At 63.6% G+C, this 24,545-nt stretch carries 20 protein-coding genes and 3 tRNA genes; 5 read left to right on the forward strand and 18 right to left on the reverse strand.

The genetic code is table 11. The features are described from left to right. The first annotated feature begins 190 nt into the window (after positions 1-190). The gene (locus O1A05_RS12590) at positions 191-874 is read left to right on the forward strand and encodes an IclR family transcriptional regulator (protein WP_270105549.1); all 684 of its coding nucleotides are present in this window, start codon (positions 191-193) and stop codon (positions 872-874) included. Between the two features lie 21 nt (positions 875-895). Here O1A05_RS12590 and O1A05_RS15775 read toward each other — a convergent pair whose 3' ends face one another. The 15 genes from O1A05_RS15775 to ilvD all read right to left on the reverse strand — a co-directional run bounded on the left by O1A05_RS15775 (position 896) and on the right by ilvD (position 19,223). Next, a complete protein-coding gene (locus O1A05_RS15775; protein ID WP_442867692.1) occupies positions 896-1,783 on the reverse strand; it encodes a thiamine-phosphate kinase in 888 nt (295 codons plus the stop codon). 177 nt (positions 1,784-1,960) lie between these two features. Beyond that, complete coding sequence (locus O1A05_RS12595; RefSeq protein WP_270105550.1) at positions 1,961-4,375, reverse strand: N-acetylmuramoyl-L-alanine amidase; 2,415 nt, start codon at positions 4,373-4,375, stop codon at positions 1,961-1,963. Between the two features lie 182 nt (positions 4,376-4,557). Further along, positions 4,558-4,630: transfer RNA gene (locus O1A05_RS12600), tRNA-Glu, on the reverse strand. A gap of 83 nt (positions 4,631-4,713) precedes the next feature. Further along, positions 4,714-4,785: transfer RNA gene (locus tag O1A05_RS12605), tRNA-Gln, on the reverse strand. A 35-nt stretch (positions 4,786-4,820) separates the two neighbouring features. Then, positions 4,821-5,594, reverse strand: a complete 774-nt coding sequence (locus O1A05_RS12610; protein ID WP_270105551.1) for an HAD family hydrolase — start codon at positions 5,592-5,594, stop codon at positions 4,821-4,823. A gap of 25 nt (positions 5,595-5,619) precedes the next feature. After that, positions 5,620-7,164, reverse strand: coding sequence for a glutamate--tRNA ligase (gene gltX, locus O1A05_RS12615; protein ID WP_270105552.1), 1,545 nt, complete (start codon positions 7,162-7,164; stop codon positions 5,620-5,622). A 27-nt stretch (positions 7,165-7,191) separates the two neighbouring features. After that, a complete protein-coding gene (locus O1A05_RS12620) occupies positions 7,192-7,977 on the reverse strand; it encodes a fumarylacetoacetate hydrolase family protein (protein ID WP_270105553.1) in 786 nt (261 codons plus the stop codon). Between the two features lie 31 nt (positions 7,978-8,008). Continuing rightward, complete coding sequence (locus tag O1A05_RS12625; RefSeq protein ID WP_442867693.1) at positions 8,009-9,145, reverse strand: branched-chain amino acid aminotransferase; 1,137 nt, start codon at positions 9,143-9,145, stop codon at positions 8,009-8,011. Between the two features lie 62 nt (positions 9,146-9,207). Next, complete coding sequence (locus O1A05_RS12630) at positions 9,208-10,281, reverse strand: 3-isopropylmalate dehydrogenase (RefSeq protein WP_270105554.1); 1,074 nt, start codon at positions 10,279-10,281, stop codon at positions 9,208-9,210. A gap of 28 nt (positions 10,282-10,309) precedes the next feature. Next, positions 10,310-11,914, reverse strand: coding sequence for a methionine--tRNA ligase (gene metG, locus O1A05_RS12635; protein ID WP_270105555.1), 1,605 nt, complete (start codon positions 11,912-11,914; stop codon positions 10,310-10,312). After that, positions 11,911-13,518, reverse strand: coding sequence for a phosphoglycerate dehydrogenase (gene serA / locus O1A05_RS12640; protein WP_270105556.1), 1,608 nt, complete (start codon positions 13,516-13,518; stop codon positions 11,911-11,913). Before serA ends, metG begins: the two co-directional genes overlap by 4 nt. Positions 13,519-13,728: 210 nt before the next feature. Further along, the gene (ilvC, locus tag O1A05_RS12645; protein ID WP_270105557.1) at positions 13,729-14,757 is read right to left on the reverse strand and encodes a ketol-acid reductoisomerase; all 1,029 of its coding nucleotides are present in this window, start codon (positions 14,755-14,757) and stop codon (positions 13,729-13,731) included. 48 nt (positions 14,758-14,805) lie between these two features. Then, the gene (gene ilvN / locus O1A05_RS12650) at positions 14,806-15,318 is read right to left on the reverse strand and encodes an acetolactate synthase small subunit (RefSeq protein ID WP_270105558.1); all 513 of its coding nucleotides are present in this window, start codon (positions 15,316-15,318) and stop codon (positions 14,806-14,808) included. A 4-nt stretch (positions 15,319-15,322) separates the two neighbouring features. Continuing rightward, positions 15,323-17,191, reverse strand: coding sequence for an acetolactate synthase large subunit (locus tag O1A05_RS12655; protein ID WP_270105559.1), 1,869 nt, complete (start codon positions 17,189-17,191; stop codon positions 15,323-15,325). A 385-nt stretch (positions 17,192-17,576) separates the two neighbouring features. Continuing rightward, the gene (gene ilvD / locus O1A05_RS12660; protein WP_270107590.1) at positions 17,577-19,223 is read right to left on the reverse strand and encodes a dihydroxy-acid dehydratase; all 1,647 of its coding nucleotides are present in this window, start codon (positions 19,221-19,223) and stop codon (positions 17,577-17,579) included. Positions 19,224-19,507: 284 nt separating this feature from the next. On the opposite strand from ilvD, the gene O1A05_RS12665 reads away from it, so the two are divergent. The 3 genes from O1A05_RS12665 (at position 19,508) to O1A05_RS12675 (ending at position 21,835) form a co-directional block, all read left to right on the forward strand. Beyond that, a complete protein-coding gene (locus O1A05_RS12665; RefSeq protein WP_270105560.1) occupies positions 19,508-19,990 on the forward strand; it encodes a hypothetical protein in 483 nt (160 codons plus the stop codon). A gap of 160 nt (positions 19,991-20,150) precedes the next feature. Then, positions 20,151-20,223, forward strand: a tRNA-Lys gene (locus O1A05_RS12670). A gap of 211 nt (positions 20,224-20,434) precedes the next feature. Beyond that, positions 20,435-21,835 (forward strand): MFS transporter, encoded by a 1,401-nt coding sequence (locus tag O1A05_RS12675; RefSeq protein ID WP_270105561.1) that lies wholly within the window; start codon positions 20,435-20,437, stop codon positions 21,833-21,835. Between the two features lie 64 nt (positions 21,836-21,899). Here O1A05_RS12675 and O1A05_RS12680 read toward each other — a convergent pair whose 3' ends face one another. The 3 genes from O1A05_RS12680 to O1A05_RS12690 are packed head-to-tail and all read right to left on the reverse strand — an operon-like array spanning position 21,900 to position 23,838. Beyond that, positions 21,900-22,025: a hypothetical protein gene (locus O1A05_RS12680; RefSeq protein ID WP_270105562.1), complete on the reverse strand. Its 126-nt coding sequence runs from the start codon at positions 22,023-22,025 to the stop codon at positions 21,900-21,902. Positions 22,026-22,078: 53 nt separating this feature from the next. Beyond that, entirely contained in the window at positions 22,079-22,531 is a 453-nt protein-coding gene (gene sufU / locus O1A05_RS12685; RefSeq protein ID WP_270105563.1) for a Fe-S cluster assembly sulfur transfer protein SufU, read from the reverse strand. After that, positions 22,528-23,838 (reverse strand): aminotransferase class V-fold PLP-dependent enzyme, encoded by a 1,311-nt coding sequence (locus tag O1A05_RS12690; RefSeq protein WP_270105564.1) that lies wholly within the window; start codon positions 23,836-23,838, stop codon positions 22,528-22,530. Before O1A05_RS12690 ends, sufU begins: the two co-directional genes overlap by 4 nt. 149 nt (positions 23,839-23,987) lie before the next feature. Here O1A05_RS12690 and bcp point away from each other — a divergent pair, with 149 nt between their 5' ends. Then, positions 23,988-24,476, forward strand: coding sequence for a thioredoxin-dependent thiol peroxidase (bcp, locus tag O1A05_RS12695; protein ID WP_270105565.1), 489 nt, complete (start codon positions 23,988-23,990; stop codon positions 24,474-24,476). Positions 24,477-24,545: the final 69 nt, after the last annotated feature.

Genomic DNA, 24,545 nt, shown 5'->3' on the forward strand with positions numbered 1-24,545 from the left:
GATGCTCACTACAATCGCACCGCGAGAACAAGGGGGCAAAACAGTCACCAATTCATCTCATATATTGAGATGATACTATCGAATAGTGGAACACAGTAGCTCTCGACCCCCGATCTCACACATCCCTCGTGAAAACGAAGCCGTCGATCCCACATACTCCCCGTCGGGCGTCGGCGTCGTCGATAAGTCAATGATGATCCTGCACGCTCTGGAGCGCGGCCCGGCATCGCTGGCGCAGTTGGTCGAGTCGACGGGGATTGCACGGCCCACGCTGCATCGCCTTGCAGCTGCCCTCATTCACCATCGACTCATCAGCCGGGACTACCAATCGCACTACGTTCTCGGTGGCCGCCTCACCGAGTTGGCTTCAGCAGTCGGCGAGGACAGGATGACGGCCGCGGCCGTGCCGGTTCTTGCATGGCTGCGAGACAGCACTGGAGAATCTGCTCAGTTGTTCCGTCGCCATGCCGACACGAGAGTCTGCGTCGCGAGCGCTGAACGACCAGTGGGGCTGCGAGATTCGATTCCGGTCGGGACTCGCTTCTCCATGAAAGCCGGCTCCGCCGCTCAGGTACTCCTGGCCTGGGAGGACCAAGAACGTCTGCTCGAGGGCCTAGATCAGGCGATCTTCACCCCGGCCACTTTGGCAGGCGTGCGCCGACGGGGCTGGGCACAGTCCATGGGTGAGCGCGAGACGGGTGTCGGTTCTGTTTCCGCACCGGTGCGAGGAACCAACAACAAAGTCATTGCAGCAGTGTCGATCTCCGGACCGATCGAGCGCCTGACACGCTCCCCTGGCCGGCATCATTCAGCAACAGTGCTACGCGCGGCTCATCGGCTGACGGAAATGGTGCGCTCCATCGAGAATGGCTGACCCGCTTGCGGGTCAGCCAGGTTACTCGGAAAAATGATCCCAACCCCCCGTGTCGCCAGCGACTACGTTGGCTTCCACATCATCCGCGCGAAGAGCCCGAAGGGTGCCACAGCGTGACCACCCGCTGGGCACTGGAGCATCGTGGGGTATCGCCCCGAGCAAGCCATAGTCTTCGCCGCCTTCCTTGACCCACTCTTCAGCGCTAGCGCCAACAGCCTCGGCGATAGGCCGTAACTCAGCCGAACGTGCGCTCACCCAAGATTCATCCAAGAATGCGCGAAATCCGTTGGCCTGGGCCAGCTTATGGCTGTCGCGCGTGAGTCCATCGGAAACATCCATCATGCAGTCGACTGCGCCATGTACCGCTGGCCCTTGGGTCAGCGGCGGCCTCGGCCGCATTTGCGCTCGGACTGCACGAACCATCAACCGAACCAGATGCCTCGGATGAGGACTCTGACGAAGAATGTGTTCCAGGTCTTTCCGTGGCGTCTCTAGAACGCACAAGCCAGCGGCGGCCCATCCGACATGGCCTGTGTGGATGAGCACGGCTTCTTCTGGGTTTCGGAGCATATTCGTGCTGCGACGAAGTATGGGGTCGCGGGTTCCCGTCTCCCCCATGACTGTGACAGCCATCGTAAGATCGGATCCTGATCCAAGATCACCGCCTGCCAACCGGCATCCGGGACCGTGAAGTACTCGGATCGCCGTCAGCATCCCACGTGCCAGATTTTCGACCCACTGGATCTTTGTTTCTGGAGGCATCGTAAGGGCCATGAAGAGCGCGGTGCTGGTCCCACCCATTGCATTGATATCGGACAGGTTCTGGGCCGCTGCCTTCCACCCTGTGGAGAAGCCATTGTCGCGAACACCGCTCGGCCAGACCAGGCGAAAATCACGATCAAGGCTCATCGCGTCAGTACTGACGACGACCCGACCACTCTTTACCGGAAGTACGGCTGCGTCATCTCCAGGGCCTATCGTGCCTTCGGGCCAGGGACGCTCGGCGGCCTCGATAATCCGCTGAATCGCCTCGAGAACCGCATGCTCGCCGAGATCTCCCACACGTTGTGTCACTGGGTGCCGAACCTATTTCAGATGAGTTGTTGCGACCCACCCCGTGCCGACCGAGGTCGTCACATAAGACCAGTACGGCACACGCGCATGTACCTGGATTCGTGCGCCGTTCGCCAGGACCGCACGATCGCCGAAAGAGCTGTGAGCGCCGACCTTAAGCGTGGTCCGACGGTTCGTTGTCGTGGTTGAAATCACCGATCCTGGGGACACTTTGGAGGCCGTGACCTGCGAGGTCGGCATCCATCCCCGGCCAATCGGTGTGATCACTTCCGACCAACTTCCTGAAGTTCCGCGAACTCCGACCGCCTCGGCTCGACCAATCCGGCCGATAGATGCTGCCGAGGAGCTGGGAGAGCGCTTGATCATCACCGTGGCGGATGCCCAGCGAGCGACATGGAGGTGCGAAGTGGCAATCCAGCCGGTACCTGCATCCGTCGTGACGTATGACCATGCTCCGAAGCGGCTGAGTACTTCGACGCGTGCTTGGTCCGGTACCGTGGCTCTGAAGGCGAATTTGCTATTCGCACCCACTCGCATGGTGGTGCTGCGCTTGGTGTACCGGGTCTCCATAACAGCACCCAATGTGACTTGCCACTGGGACAATTGCTTCGTGGGCAGCCAACCGGTTCCGATGGGAGTCTGAACCCGAGACCAGGACCCATTAGTGCCGATCCGAGTCACGATCTCACCGCGACCGATCCACCCCAAAGTTGAAGCGCCAACACCAGTACCGTTTTTGACACCCTGCGTTGAGCGTAGCCACATTTGCTCGTGCACGGCATCACCCGGGCCATGCTCGCGCTCGGCGGCGGCGATGCGGTTGGCGACATTAGTGCGCATGGAGGAAAGCTTCGGGTACAGGTAGCGCCCTGGACACGCCGTCGAGTTGGTGTCGCGGTGGCCAAGAATCACAGGCACCGTCACCTTGGTTCCGCTAGGGTACTTGGCTGAGGACCCCGGCGTCGCACGCGACGTCAGCTGCGTGTTGGAATTCGCTTTCAGACCGTGCCGATAGCCCTGCCAGGCCAGCACCTTCTGCAGTGCCTCAACCATGGCTGCAGGAGGCTGGGCCACATCGAAGTTGCCCATGGCAGAAATACCGATGGTATTCGTGTTGAATCCGCCGGCCTGGGCGCCGACCGGCAAGGAGGTCAGGGCACCGCGACGTCCTTCATAGATGGTGCCGTATCGGTCCACCAAGAACTGATAGCCGATGTCGCCCCAGTTCAGGGTCCGCGCGTGATACGAGTAAATGGCGCGAATCTGCTGGTAGGCCTGGGCTGCAGAGTAGTTGTTGGTGCCCGCTGTGTGATGGATGTACATCGCATCCAGCTTCGGTGACTGAGCGCTATCAACTGCCCACGATTCGTTAGCACCCCACTGACTGCGCGTCACGATCGCTGGCTTGAGCACATTCGCATTGGACGAGGCCTGGATGGCCCGTGTCATTCCGGATTCTTCCGGCGTGATGGAACTGGCCAAACGGATCGAGGCAGATGCGTCCACCCCTGTGGTTGCTGGCGCCACGGAAGAACTGAGCTCGGCTTCCACGGGCTCTTCTTCCAACGCTGGTGAGGCCGGAGCCAGTTCACCATCGGTCGGGGACTCCCCCGGGTCAATGACGGTGACTTCCAAACCGCCGGGGACGTCACCGCTTTCCGTGAGCACGCGCGCCTGGATGGCGTTGGCTCCATTGGTGATCAGTGGCTCCGTGCCCTGTTTGGTGACGGTGACCCCAGATTCGCGGTCGATGGGGTGGATCTCTAGCTCGTTCCAGTCCGACCACTGGTCACCTTCGCGCACGCGGACTGAGGCTTCGACCACATTCTCAGTGGTGGAGGCGTTCCAGGTGAGCCCGGCCGCGATGAAATCAATGGTCTCGGTCGGAGCGGTGAGCGCTGCGAGTTGCTCTTCGTCGTCGGGCAGCGCCGTTTCGGCCAGTTCCTGATCGGCGGCGTCGCGCTCGTCGACCGGGGCAGGCGCCGGAGCCGAGAGTGCCTGCGGCTCGGCTGCGGACTGATCTTCCGTGACCTCGCTGGGCACTTCGGTGCTCGGCTCACCCGTGGCCTCCGCATCTGTGGACGCGGCGTCTTCCGCGGGCTCTGACGTCTCCGGTGAAGCTTCCGCGCTGGACTCGGCGGGTTCCGAGGATTCTACAGATTCGACAGCCTCGGGAGGAGCCGATGCCGATACTGAATCCTGAGGTTGCGCGTCCAGTGGCAGCGCCTCGGGGTCGACCTCGGTGAAGGAGATCGATTCCTCGTCTTGTCCGGTGGGGGTAACCGCTTCCGTTTCCTCCGACGTTGTGGTCGATGCCGGGGTGGTCTGCGTCGGCGGATCGGAGGAGACCACGGCGGGAAGGCCAAGGCCGGCGATCAGTGTCAGGGAGACGGCAGGGGCGAGGAATCCGAGTGCGAAGTTCGGCATGGTGGCCTCAATGTGTCAGAGAGTGATGAGCTGGGGCGTCCGGCAGGATAAAACTGCAAGTGAGAAGTGTCTCAACGCCACCACGAGTATAAAGGAGCCGTTGAAGATCGTCACAACCTCATCTGTTCTATCGCACAAAACAAACGAGGCTCCGGGATGAACCCGGAGCCTCGTTCTCACTGTGACCCCAGCGGGATTCGAACCCGCGTTACCGCCGTGAGAGGGCGGCGTACTAGGCCGCTATACGATGGGGCCAGTGGCCTTGTCGGACAGAAGTCCGATCAAGCAACCCCGCAAGCTTATCACTTGTCGGGATGATCCTCCAAATTGGAGTTTCGCTGGGGTACCAGGACTCGAACCTAGAATGACGGTACCAGAAACCGTTGTGTTGCCAATTACACCATACCCCAAGGGCTGTCCGGATCGCTCCGGCAACAGGTAAAGACTATACACGAGTCTCGGCGCCGATGACAAAACGCCGAATTTCGCGCAGATCAGTGATCCGGTGCACGCCTGGTGGCGCGGTTGCATGGTCCAGTCGATCGCCTGCTGCGGTCGCGCTGACGGCGCTGACGGAGGCGGCTGCACGCAGCGATTTTGGTTGGGGCCGCTCGACCAACACCGAGGTGAGCCCGGTCTCGAGTGCGCCCTGCCCGTCGGCAATGGGATTGTCCCCTACCATCATCACGTCGTTGGGTGCACAGTTCAGCAGCCGACATCCTTCCAGGAAGGGGGCCGGGTCGGGTTTGGGAGCACCAGCGGTATCGGTGCCAACGACGATGTCCCACGACAGCCCCACCTCGGCCAGTTTTCCCCGCTGATAATGCTCCACGTTATTGGACACCGCCCCATAGGGCACCTCGTGCTCGTCGAGCCATGTCAGGGTCGGTGCGACATCGTCGAAGAGCGCCCAGCGAGCCCGTACGTTGCGTTCGTAGGTCTCACCCCACAACTGCTCATCCGGAGCGGTATTTCGTCCGAGCACGTCCATGGCGCCTCGCACGCGGGCCAGGCGCTGACCGAGGAAATCCAGTTCACCGGCGACGTAGCGGTCGTAGTGACCGTCGAGGTCGCGGGCGAAGTACCGGGTGGCCTCGGCCAGCGTGGCCGGGTCGAACGACATCAGATCCTGGCCTGTCTGCCGCGCTATCGTCTCCTGAAAGGTGACCGTCTGTGCGGAAGCAAGATCGATCAGGGTGTCGTCGATGTCGAACAGCACACCGCGAATCATGACGCTACGGCGTTCAGGCGGTCGCCGCGGCAGCGTCGGCCTGCTCCTGGGCGAAACGCTGGAGGCGGGCCAAGGTTGATTCCTTGCCCAGAATCTCGAGTGATTCGAAGAGCGGCGGAGAGACTTTGCGCCCGGAGACGGCGGTGCGCACCGGTCCGAAAGCCTGGCGCGGTTTCAGCTCCAGCCCCTCGATCAGGGCTGTGCGCAGCGCGGCTTCAATGCCCTCGATGGTCCAGTCCTCGAGTCCGGCCAGTGCCTCGGTGGCGACGGTCAGCGCTTCCTGCAGGTTCGCGGGCATGCCCTTGAGCGCACCCTGCTCCGTCTCGATCTCGGCATCATCGCGGAACAGGAAGGCCAGCATCTCAGCGCCCTCCCCCAACAGGTGAACGCGTTCCTGGACCAGAGGGGCAGCGGCGGTGAGGATGCGCTGTTCGTCGTCGGTGATCGGGTCGGCAATGAGCCCGGCATCGTGCAGGTACGGCACGAGCCGCTGGCGGAAGTCGTCGCCGTCGAGCAGGCGAACGTGAGTCGAGTTGATGGCGGTGGCCTTCTTCTCGTCGAACCGGGCCGGATTGGCCAGCACGTCGTGGATATCGAAGTTCTCGATGAACTGCTCGCGAGTGAAGATATCCTCGTCCGCCGAGAGTGACCAACCCAACAGCGCCAGGTAATTGATCAGGCCCTCGGGGATGAATCCCTTCTCGCGGTGCAGGAACAGGTTCGATTCCGGATCACGTTTGGAGAGTTTCTTGTTCCCCTGTCCCATCACATAGGGCAAGTGTCCAAATTCGGGCATGTAGCGGGCCACTCCGACGGCGTGAAGGGCGCGATAGAGCGCAATCTGACGCGGGGTGGACGAGAGCAGGTCTTCGCCGCGCAGCACGTGGGTGATCTCCATCAGCGCGTCATCGACCGGGTTGACCAGGGTGTAGAGCGGGGAGCCATCGGCGCGGACGACCACGAAGTCCGGAACGGAGCCGGCTTTGAAGGTGATCTCGCCGCGGACGGTGTCAGTGAAGGTGATGTCATCGTCGGGCATCCGCAGACGCAAGACCGGCTCGCGGCCCTCGGCGCGGTAGGCGGCGCGCTGGTCGTCGGTGAGGTCGCGGTCGAAGTTGTCGTACCCCAGTTTCGGATCACGATCGGCGGCACGGTGGCGGGCTTCGACTTCTTCCGGGGTAGAGAAGGACTCGTAGATGTAGCCGGCTTCGCGCAGCTTGGAGATCACATCCTGGTAGATCCCGGCGCGCTGGGACTGGCGATACGGCTCGTGCGGTCCGCCGACCTCGACGCCTTCATCCCAGTCGATGCCGAGCCAGCGCAGCGCGTCGAGCAGCTGTAGGTAGGACTCCTCGGAGTCGCGCTTGGCGTCGGTGTCTTCGATGCGGAAGATCATCTTGCCGCCGGTGTGGCGTGCCCAGCCCCAGTTGAACAGGGCGGTGCGGATCAACCCGACGTGCGGGGTGCCCGTGGGCGAGGGGCAGAAGCGGACGCGCACGTCGGCATCGGCCGGGACGGCGGGGATATCGGCAGGGATGGGGCGTGAATTCTGACTCATGATGCTGTCAGTCTAGTCCCCGCGAGGCTAGCGTCGCAGTACCGTGGCCAGTGAGCCGATGCCTTCCACCGCGACCTCGATGCGAGCACCGGCGTCGACGATGCCGACCCCGGCGGGTGTACCGGTGAGAATGACGTCACCGGGCAGCAGGGTGAAGGCTTCGGACACGGTGGCCACCAGCTCGGCGACGTCGAAAATCATGTCGGCGGTGGTGCCGTCCTGACGCAGTTCGCCGTCGACGTGGGAGGTGATGCGCACATCATCGGTGTCGAGTTCGGTCTCGATCCAGGGTCCCAACGGGCAGGAACCGTCGAAACCTTTGGCACGCGCCCACTGATTGTCGTTGCGCTGGGCGTCGCGGGCCGTAAGATCGTTCGCCACGGTATAGCCGAAGATGACGTCCTTGACGCGTTCGCGCGGTACATCCTTGCAGATAGTGCCGATGACGACGGCGAGCTCGGCTTCGTAGGATATTTCCTCGGACCAGCTGGGCAGGGTGACCGGATCGCCGTGTCCGACCACCGAGGTGTTGGGCTTAAGGAACATCAAAGGACGGGCCGGGACCTCGTTGCCGAGTTCCTGGGCGTGGTCGGCCCAGTTGCGTCCGATACCCACGATCTTGGAGCGTGGAATGATGGGGGCCACCAGACGCACGTCGCCGACCGTATGGGTCTGGTTGGTCGGTTGCACGCCCTGATAGAACGGGTCCCCCTGGAGCACGGTGAGGGTGAGGTCCTCCACGGCCTTGGAGTCATCATTTTCGACGACGCCGTAGGCGGGCTGGTCGTGGGCCACGAAGCGGGCAATCCGCATATCAGTGCCTTTCGGGTGGGGGTTTGAGGAATCAGACGAGGCGGTGCATCCACTGGTGGCGGTCTTCACCGCGACCGGTCTGCAGGTCAAGCAGTTCCTTGCGGATTTTGAGGGTGGTGGCGTCATCCCCGGAGGGTGATTCGATGATCTCCTCGCCATCCTGCACCGCACCGATGGGGGTGATGACGGCTGCGGTGCCGCAGGCGAATACCTCGGTGATCTCACCGGAGGCGACCCCGGTTTTCCACTCGTCGAGGGTGATACGGCGTTCTTCCACGGTGTGGCCGTGATCGCGGGCGATCTGCAGTACCGAGGAACGCGTGACGCCCTCCAGGATGGTGCCGGTGAGTTCCGGGGTGACCAGGCGGCCGTCGGCGAAAACGAAGAACACGTTCATCCCGCCGAGTTCCTCGATCGAGTTGTCATGCAACGGGTCCAGGAACAGCACCTGGTCGTGGCCGCGGGCGGCCGCTTCCAGCTGGGGCGCCAGCGAGGCGGCGTAGTTGCCCCCGCACTTGGCGACCCCGGTGCCGCCGACCCCGGCACGGGCGTAGTCACGGGAGACCCAGATGGAGACCGGCTTCAGCTCGCCGCCGAAGTAGTTACCGGCGGGCGAAGCGATCACCCGGAAGGACACGGTGCGCGAGGGCCGCACCCCCAGGAACTCTTCCGTGGCGATCATGAACGGGCGCAAGTACAAAGACTCGCCGTCGCCGTCGGGAACCCACTGGTGGTCGTGGGCGACCAGCAGTCTGATGGCTTCCAGGAACGCCTCTTCGGGCAGCTGCGGCAGCGCCAGACGACGGGCGGAACGGTTCAGTCGGGCGGCGTTGGCCTCGGGGCGGAACGTCCAGATGGAGCCATCCGCATGCCGGTAGGCTTTGAGCCCCTCGAAGATCTCCTGACCGTAGTGCAACACGGCCGAGGCCGGGGACATGCTGATCGGCCCGAAGGGCTCGAGCCGGGCGTTGTGCCAGTGACCCTGAATGTTGAGGAAGTCCCCGGAGGCGACGGCCGCGGCTTGGGCGTCCAGGTCCGCCGTCCAGTCAATCGTCACCATGTGATCCGTGAAGTGGTCCCCGAATCCGGGGTTGCTGAGAATCTCGTGACGGGCCTCGTCTCCCAGCGGGGACGGATGGGCCTGGATCTCGAAGTCGATGGTCACGATGTGCCTTTCCTCATCAGGGTCAGTCGTGGTCGAACTGGCCGATACGGTGCGAGTGGGTGCGCCTACGCCAGGGCGGCGGCGATGTCGTCTCCGACCTGCGCGGTGCTGCGAGCCGAGGGACCGGCGGCGTGGGCGGCGACGTCATCCCACACCGCGCGGTGAATGCGTGCAGCAGCGCCGGGACGGCCGTAGCGTTCCAGCAGCAACGCTCCGGAGAGGATTGCAGCGGTGGGATCGGCCTTCTGCTGACCGGCAATATCGGGTGCGGAGCCGTGAACGGGCTCGAACATCGACGGCGCGGTGCCGTGAATGTTGATGTTTCCCGAGGCGGCCATGCCGATGCCACCGGTGACGGCAGCGGCGAGGTCGGTGATGATGTCGCCGAACATGTTGTCGGTGACGATCACATCGAAGCGCCCCGGGTCGGTGGTCATGAAGATGGTCGCTGCGTCTACGTGCAGGTAGTCGTGGGTGACCTGCGGGAACTCGGCGGCCACCTGGTGGACGATCCGGTTCCAGAGTCGGCCGGCGAACAGCAGCACGTTGTGCTTGTGCACCAGGGTGACGTGTTTGCGTTCCCGGGTGGCGGCAAACTCAAAGGCGGCCCTCACGACCCGCTCCACGCCGTAGGCAGTGTTGACGGACGATTCGGTGGCGATTTCCTGTTCAGTCCCCTGACGCACCACGCCGCCGTTGCCTACGTAGAGGCCTTCGGTGCCTTCGCGGAAGACGACGAAGTCGATGGTCCCCGGCTCGGCCAGCGGAGAACGCACCCCAGGGTAGAGGACGGCGGGGCGGATGTTGACGCCGTGGTCGAAGGTAAACCGCAGCTTCAGCAGCACGTCGCGCTCCAGGATCCCGGAGGGGATGCGGGTGTCGTCGGGGGCCGCGCCGACAGCGCCGAAGAGGATGGCGTCGTGGCCGCGGAGCCGTTCGATAGTCTCGTCGTTGAGGGTTTCACCGGTCTCGAGCCAGTGGGCTGCGCCCAGCGGGTATTCGGTGGCGGTGATCTCGGCGTCGCCCTCGGCAGCGGAGGCCGCTCGCATGACTTTCAGGGCTTCTGCGGTAACTTCCGGGCCGATGCCGTCGCCGCCGATGACGGCGAGATTCAATGCGGAATGTGAGCTGGAAGACATTGTTGCAGTCTACCCTTTCTGTGGGGGTCTATTCGGTGGGCTCTTCGTAGCGCGGGAACACCGGTTCCGGCTTTGGCAGTGCCGCTCCGGGAACCAGGGAATCATTCCATGCTGCAAAGGAGCGAGCGCCGTCACCCGAGGCGTTCGTTGCCCCGGCGTCGCCGTCGGCATCGATTCCCAGCAGGTCCAGCAGGCGTCCCGCGGCGGTGGGCAGCACCGGTTGCACCAGCAGGGCGATTCGACGCACGGTTTCCAGGGTCACCCAGAGCACGGTTTCCATACGCGCAGTGTCGGTTTTCCGCAGCACCCAGGGCTGTTGGTCGGCGAAGTAGGCGTTGGCCTTGGCCAGCACGCTCCAGGTGTGCTCGAGCGCGCCGTGGAAGTCCTGGATCTCGTAGGCGGCCCGGGAGTGCTCCAGCAGCGCCTCGACGGCGTCCAGGAGCCCCTGGTCGGCCTCCGTCAGCTCGCCGGGAGTGGGCACGGCCGCGTTGCAGTTCTTGGCCACCATGGACAGGGAACGCTGGGCGAGGTTACCCAGGTTGTTCGCCAGATCCGCGTTGTGCCGGCCCACGACAGCCTCATGCGAATAGGAGCCATCGGCGCCGAAGCTGAACTCGCGCAGCAGGAAGTAGCGCACGGTGTCGAGTCCGTACTGGTTGACCCATTCCTCGGGTCCGACGACGTTGCCCAGCGACTTCGACATCTTCTCGCCACGGTTGTTGAGGAACCCGTGGATGATGACCCGACGCGGTAACTCAATACCGGCCGACATCAAGAACGCGGGCCAGAACACACAGTGGAAGCGGGAGATGTCCTTGCCGATGACGTGCAGGTCGGCGGGCCAGCGCTGGGTGTAGGACTCGTTCGGGAACCCGGAACCGGTGAGGTAGTTACTCAGTGCGTCCACCCATACGTACATCACGTGATGGGCGGACGGCGTCATGCCGGTGCTGGATTCGGGCACGTCGATGCCCCAGTCGAAGGAGGTCCGGGAGATGGACAGGTCCTCCAAACCGGATTCGACGAAGCGGATGACCTCGTTGAACCGGTATCGGGGTGCGGCGAATTCCGGGTGGGTCCGGTAGAGCTCCAGGAGCTTGTCCTGGTAGGCCGAGAGCCGGAAGAAGTATGATTCCTCCTCGGTCCAGGTGACCTCGGTGCCGGTCTCGACGGCGGTGCGGGTGCCGTCCTCGCCTACCTCGGTTTCGTCTTCGGTGAAGAACCGCTCGTCGCGCACCGAATACCAACCGGCGTACCGGTCCAGGTAAATGTCCCCGTTAGCCTCCATCCGCCGCCACAGCTCCTGGGCGGTGACGTGGTGGTCGGGGTCGGTGGTCTGGATGAACCGGTCGTAGGAGATGCCCAGCACCTCGTCGTCGATCCGCTTGAACTGGGCCGAATTGCGCGCGGCCAGCTCGGCAACGGTGATTCCGAGCTTCTCGGCGGTCTGCTGCATTTTCTGACCGTGCTCGTCGGTGCCGGTCAGAAAATAGGTGTCGTAACCGTCCAGGCGCTTGAACCGGGCCATCGCGTCGGCGCCGATGTACTCATAGGCGTGACCAATATGCGGCTCGCCATTGGGATAGGCGATCGCGGTGGTCACATAGTAGCGGCGGTCGGGCGTGGAGCTCATCGGCCGGTGTCCTCCAGGTTGATTTCGGCGACCATGGACGCTTCGATGCTGGTGGCCAGCGCCTCGGTGGTGCCCTCCGGAAGGTCAGAGTCCAGGGTGAGCACGGCCAGTGCCTCATCCGCCGAGTCCGAACGGGAGACATCCATGCCGGCGATGTTGACCTGGGCGTCACCCAGGCGTGCACCGATCAGGCCGATCACGCCGGGGCGGTCGGCGTAGTTGAACACCAGCAAATGGTCGGTGAGGGCCACTTCGAAGTCGTAGCCGTTAATGCCCACGAGCTTCTGCATCTGCTTCGGTCCGGTCAGCGTGCCGGTGACGGCGGCCTGAGTGCCGTCGGCAGCGACGCCCTGCACCGTGATGGTGTTGCGGTAGGCGGGCGACTCGGGGGTGGTGGTCAGGCGCACGTCCACGCCGCGCTGCTCAGCCAGCAGGGGCGCGTTGACGTAGGAGACCTGCCCGGAGACGACGTCAGTGAAGACACCCTTCAGTGCGGCCAGGCGCAGCGAGTCGACATTGAGTTCGGCGAGCTCACCGGCGACGACGACCTCAACAGCCGCCAGGGACTTCTGGTGCAGCAGCGAGGTGAGCACTCGGCCCAGCTTCTCCACGAGCGGGATGCCGGGGCGCACGTAGGGGTCGATGGCTCCGCCGGCCACGTTGACGGCGTCGGGAACGAGTTCCCCGGCCAGCGCCAGGCGCACGGAGTTGGCGACCGAGATGCCAGCTTTCTCCTGGGCCTCGGCGGTGGAGGCGCCCAGGTGAGGGGTGACCACGGCGTTGTCGTAGCCGAAGAAGTCCAGGTCCACGGCGGGCTCCTTGACGAACACGTCAACAGCGGCGCCACCGATGGTCTTGGCCTCCAGGGCGCGGCCCAGTGCGTCTTCGTCGATGAGTCCACCGCGGGCCACGTTGATCACGTAGGCGGTGTCCTTCATCCGGGCGAACTGGTCATCGGAGATCATGCCCAGCGTTTCGGGGGTGCGCGGCATGTGGATGGTCACGAAGTCGGCGGTCTCCAGTAGCTCGTCCAGACCCAGTAGCTGGGCGCCGATCTGCTGTGCACGGGCGGCAGTGACGTAGGGGTCGTAGGCAACAACTTTCATGCCGAACGCCTTCATGCGCTCAGCCACCAGGGCGCCGATGCGGCCCAGGCCGATAATGCCGAGGGTCTTTTCGTAGAGCTCGACACCGGTGTACTTAGAGCGCTTCCACTCCCCTGCCTTGAGCGCGCCGTTGGCGGGGGCGATGTTGCGGGCCACACCGAGGATATGGCCGCAGGTGAGTTCGGCGGCGGAGATGACGTTGGAGGTGGGCGCATTGACCACCATGACGCCGGCGTCGGTGGCCGCGCGGGTGTCCACGTTATCGAGACCCACACCAGCGCGGGCGATGATCTTCAGATCGGGGGCCGCGGCAATGGCCTCAGCGTCCATCTGGGTGGCCGAGCGGATCAGCACGGCATCGGCCCCGGGGAGGTCAGCGAGCAGACGAGCACGGTCGGCGCCGTCGGTGGAGCGGATCTCGAAATCAGGTCCGAGGGCATCCACGGTTGCGGGCGACAGTTCTTCAGCGATCAGGACAACGGGTTTTGACACGGTCAATACTTTCCACTCGTCTGCAGGGGTGAGCCCACACGGAGGATTCTTCGGAGGGCCGATTCGATTTTAGAACGACGACGGTGCCGGTGCACACCGATGCCGTCAGGTGAAGCTGTGAAATGGACAACGGCGGGACCCACCTGGGTGGGGTCCCGCCGTCCTCGATCAGGGGTATCGGGCCGGCGTCGGCCCGTCACCGCGCGTCGGTGTTGATCAGCGCGCGGCGGTGCCCTCGGTGTAGTCGTCGTCGGAGTCCTTCAGCCAGGAGAACATCTGACGCAGTTCGCGACCGGTCTTCTCGATCGGGTGAGCCTCTTCTTCAGCGCGCAGCTTCTTGAACTCCTCGGCGCCGGAGGCCTGATCGTCCATGAAGCGCTGGGCGAAGGTGCCGTCCTGGATGTCGGCGAGCACGGCCTTCATGTTCTCCTTCACCTGCGGGGTGATGACGCGCGGGCCGGAGACGTAGTCACCGAACTCGGCGGTGTCGGAGATGGACCAGCGCTGCTTGGCCAGGCCGCCCTCGACCATCAGGTCCACGATGAGCTTGAGCTCGTGCAGCACCTCGAAGTAGGCGATCTCCGGCTGGTATCCGGCCTCGGTGAGCACCTCGAAGCCCGCCTGCACCAGGTGGGAGGCGCCGCCGCAGAGCACAGCCTGCTCACCGAACAGGTCGGTTTCGGTTTCCTCGGTGAAGGTGGTCTCCAGCACGCCGGCGCGGGTGCCGCCGATGCCTGCGGCGTAAGCCAGGGCGAGATCCTTGGCCTGACCGGACTCGTTCTTCTCGACGGCGATCAGGGCGGGGACGCCACGACCGGCTTCGTACTCGCGGCGCACCACGTGGCCGGGGCCCTTCGGAGCCACCATGGCGACGTCCACACCGGAGGGAGCCTCAATGTAGCCGAAGCGGATGTTGAAGCCGTGGGCGAAGAAGATGGCGTCGCCGTCCTTGAGGTTCGGGGCGATGTCCTCGTTGTACACCTTGGCCTGGACCTGGTCCGGAACCAGGATCATGATCAGGTCTGCTTCGGTAGCTGCTTCGGCAACGGTGACCACGCGCAGGCCTTCGGCCTCGGCCTTGGCGCGGGACTTCGAGCCTTCGGCCAGACCGATGCGCACGTCCACACCGGAATCGCGCAGGCTCAGGGCGTGGGCGTGGCCCTGTGAGCCGTAGCCGATCACAGCGACCTTGCGGCCCTGGATCAGCGAGAGGTCGGCATCGGCGTCATAGTACTTCTTGGTCACGGATGTTCTCCTTTAGTGATGTTGCGGGTCTAGGGGGGTCAGGGGTGTTCAGTGCTTGCTGAGCGCGCGATCGGTCATCGACTTGGCGCCGCGGCCGACGGCGATGGTGCCGGAGCGGACCAGTTCACGCACGCCGAAGGGTTCGAGCACCTCGAGCAGGGCGTGGAGCTTGTCCAGGGAGCCGGTGGCCTCGATGGTGATCGCATCCGTGGAAACGTCCACCACGGAGGCGCGAAACAGCTCCACTGCCTGCACCACGGAGGCGCGGGTGGCGGCATCAGAGCGAACCTTGACCAACATGTGGTCGCGCTGCACGGAGGCGTCCGGAGTGAGCTCCACGATCTTGATCACGTTGATCAGCTTGTTCAGCTGCTTGGTGACCTGCTCGAGCAGATCGCCCTCGGCGTCGACGACGACGGTGATCCGGGACAGCCCCGGGGTCTCCGACGGTCCCACGGCCAGGGAGTCGATGTTAAACGCGCGACGGGCGAACAGGCTGGCCACACGGGTCAGCACACCGGGCACGTCTTCTACCAGCACAGAGAGTGTGTGTCGTGACATGGTCTCAGTCCTCCTCTGCCCACTCAGGCGTCATGTCTCGGGCCACTTGGATGTCGTCGTTGGACACGCCCGAGGGCACCATCGGCCACACCATCGAATCACGCGAGACGACGAAATCGACGATGACCGGACGGTCGTTGATCGACATGGCCTCGGCGATCACAGCGTCCAGGTCCTCTTCGCGCTCGCAGCGCAGGCCCACGCAACCGTAGGCGTCAGCGAGTTTGACGAAGTCCGGGACCCGGGCGGTGTCGTGGCCGGTGTTGAGATCGGTATTGGAATAGCGGGCGTCGTAGAACAGGGTCTGCCACTGACGCACCATGCCCAGCGAGGAGTTATTGATGACGGCCACCTTGATGGGGATCTGGTTGATCACGCAGGTGGCGAGCTCCTGGTTGGTCATCTGGAAGCAGCCGTCGCCGTCGATGGCCCAGACCACGCGGTCAGGCTCGCCCACCTTGGCACCCATGGCGGCCGGGACGGCGAAGCCCATGGTGCCCAGTCCGGCGGAGTTCAGCCACTGGTGGGGACGTTCGTATTTGACGAACTGCGAGGCCCACATCTGGTGCTGGCCCACCCCGGCCACATACGTAGCCTCGGGACCGGAGGCCTCTGAAATGCGCTTGATGACTTCCTGCGGAGCCATCAGCCCGTCCTCGGTGGGCGTGTAACCCATCGGGTAGGTCTCGCGGATGCGGTTCAGAATCCGCCACCACTCGGTGAGATCCGGACCCTCGGTCGTCTTGCGCGTTTCACGCACAGCTTCGGTCAACTCGGGGATGATCTCCTTCACGGAGCCCACGATCGGCACATCGGCAGTACGGTTCTTGGAGATTTCGGCCGGGTCGATGTCCGCGTGGATCACCTTCGCGTTCGGGGCGAAGCTGACCAGCTGTCCGGTCACGCGGTCGTCGAAGCGGGCCCCGAGCGTGATCAGCAGGTCAGACATCTGCAGTGCGGAGACGGCCGAGACGGCGCCATGCATGCCGGGCATGCCCAGGTGTTGGGGGTGCGAGTCCGGGAACACGCCGCGAGCGGTCAGAGTGGTGACCACCGGAGCGTTGATTTTTTCGGCCAGTTCGCGCAACTCGATGGAGGCGTGACCTCGGGACACACCACCGCCGACGTAGAGCACGGGGCGCTCTGCTTCCTGGATCAGCTTGGCGGCCTCGCGCACCTGCTTAGCGTGGCCACGCAGTACGGGGCGGTAGCCGGGCAGGTCGATCTTCGGCGGCCAGGAGAAGTCCATCAGACCTTCCTGGGCATCCTTGGTGACATCCACCAGTACCGGACCGGGCCGACCGGTGGTGGAGATGTAGAACGCCTCGGCCAGGGCCTGCGGCACGTCCTGGGCGCGAGTCACCAGACGGGAGTGTTTGGTGATCGGCATGGTGATGCCCACGATGTCGGCTTCCTGGAAGGCGTCGGTGCCGATCATCTGGGATCCGACCTGACCGGTGATGAACACCACCGCCTGGGAGTCCATGTGCGCGTCGGCGATCGCCGTCACCAGGTTGGTCGCCCCCGGGCCGGAGGTCGCAATGGCCACACCGGGGCGTCCGGTGGCCAAGTAGTAGCCCTGGGCTGCGTGACCGGCGCCTTGCTCGTGACGGACCAGGACGTGGCGGATCTTCTTCGAGTCCATCAGCGGATCGTAGGTCGGCAGAATGGCGCCGCCGGGAAGACCGAAGACGTCGGTGACTCCCATTTCTTCCAGCGAGCGGACGATCGCCGCGGAGCCCTTCATCGAGGTCGGTTCCACCATGTTGTTCGGCCCGGGTACTAGGGATTCGGCGGATTCGGTCTGATCGCGCTTATCGCGACCACTGTGGGCGGGCATCACCGCTGGGGTGATCCGTGTTCCAGAACTCATTGGCTGTGCCTCGGTTGATTCGTGATCTGCATTCGTGCCACCCCGGCGGGTTCCGGGGCGTCCGCCCTCTGTGGCGGAGGATTCCGTCTACTGATGTGTGGCCAGCTCATTCGGATATCCAACAAAAAAACCCCGAAAGTCGGCTGGTGTGCCTGCTCGGGGTTTAGCGCATGGCGGCGAGTTCTTCGCCCGTGCTGAGTGTTTAACTCAGGCCATGCGCTCGATAACGACGACGCGTTCCGTGTTGGACATGCTTACATCATGTCCAAACTTCCCGCCCCTGTCAACGAGACTGAGCCACGTGTTCATCATAAGACCCCGCGAGCCTCAGCTGTGCTGTGAGACTCGCGGGGTCATCATGATCTGCTAGACCGGGGTCGTAACCTTAGCCGCAGTAGGCGCCTTCGGCGGCGGAGTGCACGAGCTGGCCGTATTTGCCCAGCACGCCGGTGGTGAACTTCGGCTGAATCGGCGTCGAGTTTTCACGACGGCGCTCCAGCTCGGCCTCGTCCACATCCAGCTCGATGGACCGACCTCCGATGTCGACACGGATGATGTCGCCGTCCTCGACCAACCCGATGGGTCCACCTACGGCGGCCTCGGGGGCAATATGACCGATACACAGGCCGGTGGTACCCCCGGAGAAGCGACCATCGGTGAGCAGCAAGACATCCTTGCCCAGACCCGCGCCCTTGATGGCACCGGTGATGGCGAGCATTTCGCGCATACCCGGACCACCCTTGGGTCCTTCATAGCGGATCACCACAACGTCACCAGCCTTCAGTTTGCCCTCGGAGAGCGCATCCATCGCGGCGCGTTCGCGTTCAAAGACGCGCGCCGTGCCCTCGAAGACATCGGCGTCGAATCCGGCCGACTTCACCACAGCACCTTCCGGCGCCAGGGTGCCGTGCAGCACCGTGAGACCACCACTAGGGTGCAGCGCATTATCCATCTTGCGCAGCACCTTGCCGTCCAGTTCCGGAGGGTTGACGTCGGCCAGGTTCTCGGCCACGGTCTTGCCGGTCACGGTCAACGCATCGCCGTGGAGCACACCCGCGTCCAGCAGGGCCTTCATGACCACCGGCACGCCGCCGATCTTGTCGAGATCGGTCATCACGTACTGGCCGAAGGGCTTCATGTCCGCCAGGTGCGGAACCTTGTCGCCGATCCGGTTGAAGTCGGAGAGACGCAGATCCACTCCGGCCTCGCGAGCAATCGCCAGCAGGTGCAGCACCGCATTGGAGGAACCACCAAAGGCCATCATCACAGCGATGGCGTTCTCGAACGCCTTCTTCGTGAGGATGTCGCGGGCGGTGATCCCCTTGCGCAGCAGATTCACCACAGCCTGACCGGCAGCACGTGCGTCGGCGTCGCGACGACGATCGGCCGAGGGCGGGGAAGCCGAGCCGGGGATGGACATGCCCAGGGCCTCGCCCACGGACGCCATCGAGTTAGCGGTGTACATCCCGCCGCAAGCCCCTTCGCCCGGGCAGATGGCACGTTCAATCCTGTCCAAGTCTTCCTGGCTCATCGTTCCGCGCGCGCAGGCCCCCACGCCTTCGAACGCGTCGATGAGAGTGACCTGACGCTCCACCCCGTCAGACAGGGTGGCGTAGCCGGGCATAGTCGATCCGGCGTAGACGAAGACACTGGCCAGGTCGAGTCGCGCCGCGGCCATGAGCATGCCGGGCAGGGACTTGTCACAACCAGCCAACAGTACGGAACCGTCGAGGCGCTCGGCCATCATCACGGTCTCGACGGAGTCGGCGATGACCTCGCGCGACACCAGCGAGTAGTGCATGCCGTCGTGACCCATCGAGATGCCGTCGGACACCGAGATGGTGCCGAACTGCAAGGGGTATCCCCCACCGGCGTGCACGCCGTTTTTCGCTGCATCAGCCAGTCGGTCTAGCGACAGGTTGCAAGGGGTGATCTCGTTCCAGGACGAGGCGATGCCGATCTGCGGCTTGGCAAAATCGTCGTCGCCCATGCCCACGGCGCGCAGCATGCCGCGTGCGGGAGCACGTTCCATGCCGTCGGTGACGTCGCGAGAACGAGGCTTGATATCGATCGTAGGATTTTGGCCCGTGGTGCCGGCGGCTGCTGCGTCGGGAGCCTCAGGCCCTGCTGATTCATCGGTGCGAGAGCTCATTGGCTCATCATACGACCGCGTTATCAAATGCGACCCTTCGTAACGAAGATGTCTCCTCAATCACGATCCACATGCCAAAAATCTGTACGTTCTCCGGTCACAATTGAGAAACGTTGTGATCGGGGTAACCTGAGCACCCCGTGCGCCACCGTAGACTGGTCGCCATGGACAACGAAGACCTCAAGAAGACGTTGCGCGAGTTTTTCGATTCTCGGATTTTCAACTACGGCGACTACAACGTCGTCTACGCGAACACTTCCGGATCCTCAGACCCGCTGCTGATCGGCTATCGGCGACAGCCCCTGGAAATGGTGCTCTGCCCCGTGCCTTCGGACACCCTCGATCCCGATCGGCCCACCACCGAGACCCCGACCTGGTCCAATACCACCATCGAACTGTCCAACGTGGCGACTCTGGCCGACACAGGTTCGGGATACCAGGTCGAATCCGTCACGGGGTATCGCGTGTGGTTCGACGTCCAGCCCAAGCCCCGGATTCCGGTGACATGGAATACCTCGCACGACGTCGACGATCAACTGCAGGTGGAGCAGACATCCGACGCCGAAGACTTCGAGCGCTTCATGACGTTGTTCATGGACACCCTAGACTCGTTCTACACCCCCTCGGACCCGTCTTCTGCGCAATAACTGCACTGCGGATCCGTCGGAACATCCGCTGCTCATGTGCCAGACCGGTGGAGCGTGTCCGACGCCACGTCCCATCGATTTCGCATCCAGGAAAATCCTCTGGTAGAGTCTTTCTTCGTTGCACAGCACGCCACACAGTGGAAATCGTCAGCAACGGTCTGCGCCTCTAGCTCAACTGGCAGAGCACTTGACTCTTAATCAATAGGTTCCGGGTTCGAGTCCCGGGGGGCGCACAGATCATCATTTTCGGCCTCGTCACCTCGTTGTGACGAGGCCGAAGCTGTATCCAGCCGCCATTTTTGCCGCCGCGAACGTCCACGCGACACCTCATTTTCTCATTTCTTATATGGTGACTGTCGCCATGGTGGCCCGTGACGCCGCTCACTGATAGTTTGGTCGCGAAACAATAACTATCGCAATAGGTACAGGCAAAGGTATTTCGCCATGACTGCAGTTACAGACCGTGGTTCTCAGGACCTGCGGAACCGCATCGAAAACTCACCGATGGGCCTTTATCAGTGGGTCATCATCGGTATCTGCACCTTCCTCAACGCGCTCGACGGCTACGATGTCCTGGCCATGGCCTTCACCGCCACCCCGGTCACCGAAGAATTCGGTTTGAGCGCCTCCGTGCTCGGCCTGTTGCTCAGCGCAGGGTTGGTGGGCATGGCGGTCGGCTCTCTGACATTGGGCCCGGTCGCCGATCGCATCGGTCGACGAAACATGACCATTCTGTCCCTGGTGGTGAACGCGGCCGGCCTCTTCCTTTCCGCCACGGCGTCCAATGCCACTGAGCTCGGCATCTGGAGGATCGTCACCGGCCTGGGCATCGGCGGGATCCTCGTCGGAACCAACGTGCTCTCTGCCGAGTACGCCAACCGAAAAAGGCGCGGGTTGGCCGTAAGCATCTACGCTGCCGGCTACGGCGTGGGCGCCTCCCTGGGCGGAACGGCGGCCGTGTGGATCATGGCTGAGCACGGATGGCGTTCCGTGTACACCCTGGGCGGGGTGCTCACCGTGTTCTCTCTCGTGCTCGTCATCGCGCTGATGCCGGAATCTGCGTCCTACCTCTACGCCCGCCGCCCGAATCGGGCCCTGGAAAAGATCAATGCCATCGCCCGGCGCATCGGCCAAGAACCCGTTCGCGAACTGACCACGACGGGAACCAGTCTCGCACCGAACGGTGCTGACGACCCCGACCATGGGACCGCCGCCGTAAAGAGCGGTGGACGCGGCATCGGTGCTCTGCTCAACGCACGCAACCGCCGGACCACGTTGCTGATCTGGTTGGCTTTCTTCGCCATCATGTTTGGTTTCTACTTCGTCAACTCGTGGACCCCACGACTGCTCAACGAGTCCGGGCTCACGCAAGAGCAAGGCGTGATTGGCGGCATCATGTTGACCTTGGGCGGGACCATCGGCTCACTGCTGTTCGGCGTTCTGACGGCGCGCTGGTCCACCCGGTCGACCCTGTTTTGGTTCACCGTCGGCGCTTCGGTGGCGATCGTGCTCTTCATCTCCTCCACCGCCGTCGTGTCACTCGTGCTCGCGCTGGGCATTGTGGTCGGCATGCTGATCAATGGCTGCATTGCCGGACTCTATGTACTCACCCCGCAGTCTTACCCTGCCGCGGTCCGTAGCACCGGTTCTGGTTGGGCGATCGGTATTGGTCGGGCCGGCGCGATCCTCGCTCCCATCGTGACGGGATCCCTGCTCGACGGTGGGTGGACGCCCCAGGAGGTGTACATCAGCGTGGCCGTGGCCGTACTCGTTGGCTCACTCGCCTTGTGGCTTATGCGCGGCGTGGACACCGAAGCCAACCGACCGCCAGAGCGAAACGCCTAACCTGGTCCGCTACCAAACGTCGGGCCGGGAACGCCTAACCCGGCCCGACGTCGCTGACGATCAGCTAGGACAAGATCGGAATCAGCACGCTCACCAACAGCAGCACCAGCACCCCGCGCACGATGGAACGGCGCAGCGAGTCGTATGCGGCGGCAGCCTTGCTGACGGGCTTGATCTGCTCGGGTGTCACTGCTGGTACCTCCTTCTGCGTTTCGCGTCGTGTAATCGAGCCTCAACAGGGGGTCAGGCGGCTGAGCTACGGCGGATGGCATCTTCAGCGGCGACCCAACTCAGTAGGGCGCACTTGATCCGTGCCGGGAACTGCGCCACGCCGTGCAACGCCACCGCGTCACCCAGGGTGTCTTCGTCGGGTTCACCTCGGCCGCGTGAACCCATCATCTCGCGAAACACCGCGAGCGTGGACTCAAAATCAACAACACTCTCACCGCGCATCAATTCCGTGAGCATGGAGGCCGAGGCCATCGAGATCGCGCAACCGTCTCCGGTCCACTCGACTTGTTCCACCCGCCCGTCGACGACGCGGACCTGCAACGTAATCCGGTCACCACACAAGGGATTGTGTTGCTTGGACCGGGCCTCGTACTCCCCCGGCTCCTCGGTCAGTTCGGCGTCACCGACCCGGCGCTGGGCGTGGTCAAGAATGAGGTCCTGGTAGAGTGCTTCGAACGCACTCATCGGGCCACTCCAAAGAATCCGCGCACATCCGCCAGGGCATTCAGCGCGGCGTCAATGTCCGCTTCGGTGTTGTACAGGTAGCTGGTGGCTCGCGTGGAGGCGGTCACCCCCAGGAATCCATGCAGGGGCTCGGCGCAGTGGTGCCCCACCCGAATAGCGATGCCGCGAGCGTCCAGGAACTGGCCGACGTCGTGGGGATGGACCCCCTCCACCGTGAAAGCTACAGCACCGGTGCGTTCAACACCGGAATCCAGCGCCGGTCCCAGCAGACGCACGCCAGGCAGTGATTCGATGCCCTCCATCAGACGGAGCCCCAAAGCTACCTCCCACGCAGCGACCCTGTCCATTCCGACGGCGTCTAGATAGTCGATAGCCGCGGCCAACCCGACGGCCTGAGCGACCCGCTGGGTACCGGCCTCGAACCGCTGCGGAGCGGGCAAAAACTCGGCGCGATCCATGGTCACGGTGGTAATCATCGAGCCACCGAAGAGCACCGGAGGCATCGCGTCGAGTAATTCCGCTCGACCGTAGAGCACGCCGATACCGGTGGGGGCGAGCATCTTGTGCCCGGAAAATGCGGCGAAGTCGACACCGAGACGGTGCACGTCGAGTTTCAGGTGTGGCGCGGACTGGCAGGCATCCAGCACGGTGAGCGCGCCAGCTTCCCTGGCCAAGGCGACGATGGCGACGACATCATTGACCAGTCCCAGCACGTTCGACACGTGGGTAAAAGCAACCAGTCGGGTCTTCGGGCCGATGAGCTCCGCGGCAGCATCCAAGTCCAGGCGCGCGTCAGCGGTAAGAGGAATGTAGCGGAAGGTGGCACCGGTGCGAGCAGCGAGCTCCTGCCACGGGATCAGGTTGGAGTGGTGCTCCATGCCGGTGGCCACGATCTCATCGCCGGGCTGCAGGCGGAACCGGTCGGCTTCGGGACCGGGTTGGGCGCCAGCGGTGGCGTTCGACATCGAGTAGGCCACCAGATTTAGCGCTTCGGTGGCGTTGGAGGTCCACACCACTTCTCGTTCGTCGGCGCCGATAAAGTCGGCAACCCGGCGGCGCGCGGCCTCGAACCGATCGGTGGCCTCCACCGCGAGCGTATGGGCACCACGATGCACGGCCGCGTTGGCGTTGCGGTAAAAGTTGTGTTCGGCGTCGAGCACCTGTTGCGGTTTCTGCGAGGTGGCACCGGAATCCAGATAGACCAGCCGGTTCCCCTCAGCATCGGGGCTCAGTAATGGGAAGTCGGCACGGATACGCTCAGCTTCCTCACTCGTCAGCGGTGCATTGTGCTCCAAGTTCTGCGTCACGCAGCCTGCTCCTCCACGGTATTGGCGGTGCTTGAATAGCGGTTTTCTCCGCCTTTCAGCCTAATCGACCCAGCTGGATGCGCGTGGCCGCGGTGACATCTGCCGACGTCTGGTTGCCAGCGTCCGGCACCAGGTGCCACAGTGTTGCCATGACTGAGACTCACCCGGCACGCCTGTCCCCCGGCGATACTGCCCCCGCCTTCACACTGACGAACCAGCAGGGCGAGGAGGTCTCGCTGGCCGATTATGCCGGTCAGCGCGTGATCGTCTATTTCTACCCGGCCGCTTCCACGCCGGGATGCACCAAGCAAGCCTGTGATTTTCGCGACAACATCGCCGCCTTCGCGTCCGAGGGTATCGCCGTGCTCGGTGTTTCTCCGGATGGGCAGAAGAAGCTGGCGAATTTCGCCGAAAAGGAACAGCTCACCTTCCCGTTGCTCTCCGATGCCGATCATGCCGTTTCCGAGCAGTACGGCGCCTGGGGCGAGAAGAAGAACTACGGCCGGGTGTACGAGGGCCTGATCCGCTCCACCATCGTGGTGGACGCGTCCGGCACGGTGGAGTTGGCCCAGTACAACGTGAAAGCCACCGGGCACGTGGCGAAGCTGCGCCGCGATCTGGGTCTGAGCTCCGACTGAGCACCCTCCCTCTGATGTAGAATGGTCTCCGATCCGCCGCGCCCGGTTCCGGGTGTGCGGGTGGATCAA

Origin of the sequence: Citricoccus sp. NR2 (genome assembly GCF_027594385.1) — a bacterium.
GTDB lineage: Bacteria > Actinomycetota > Actinomycetes > Actinomycetales > Micrococcaceae > CmP2.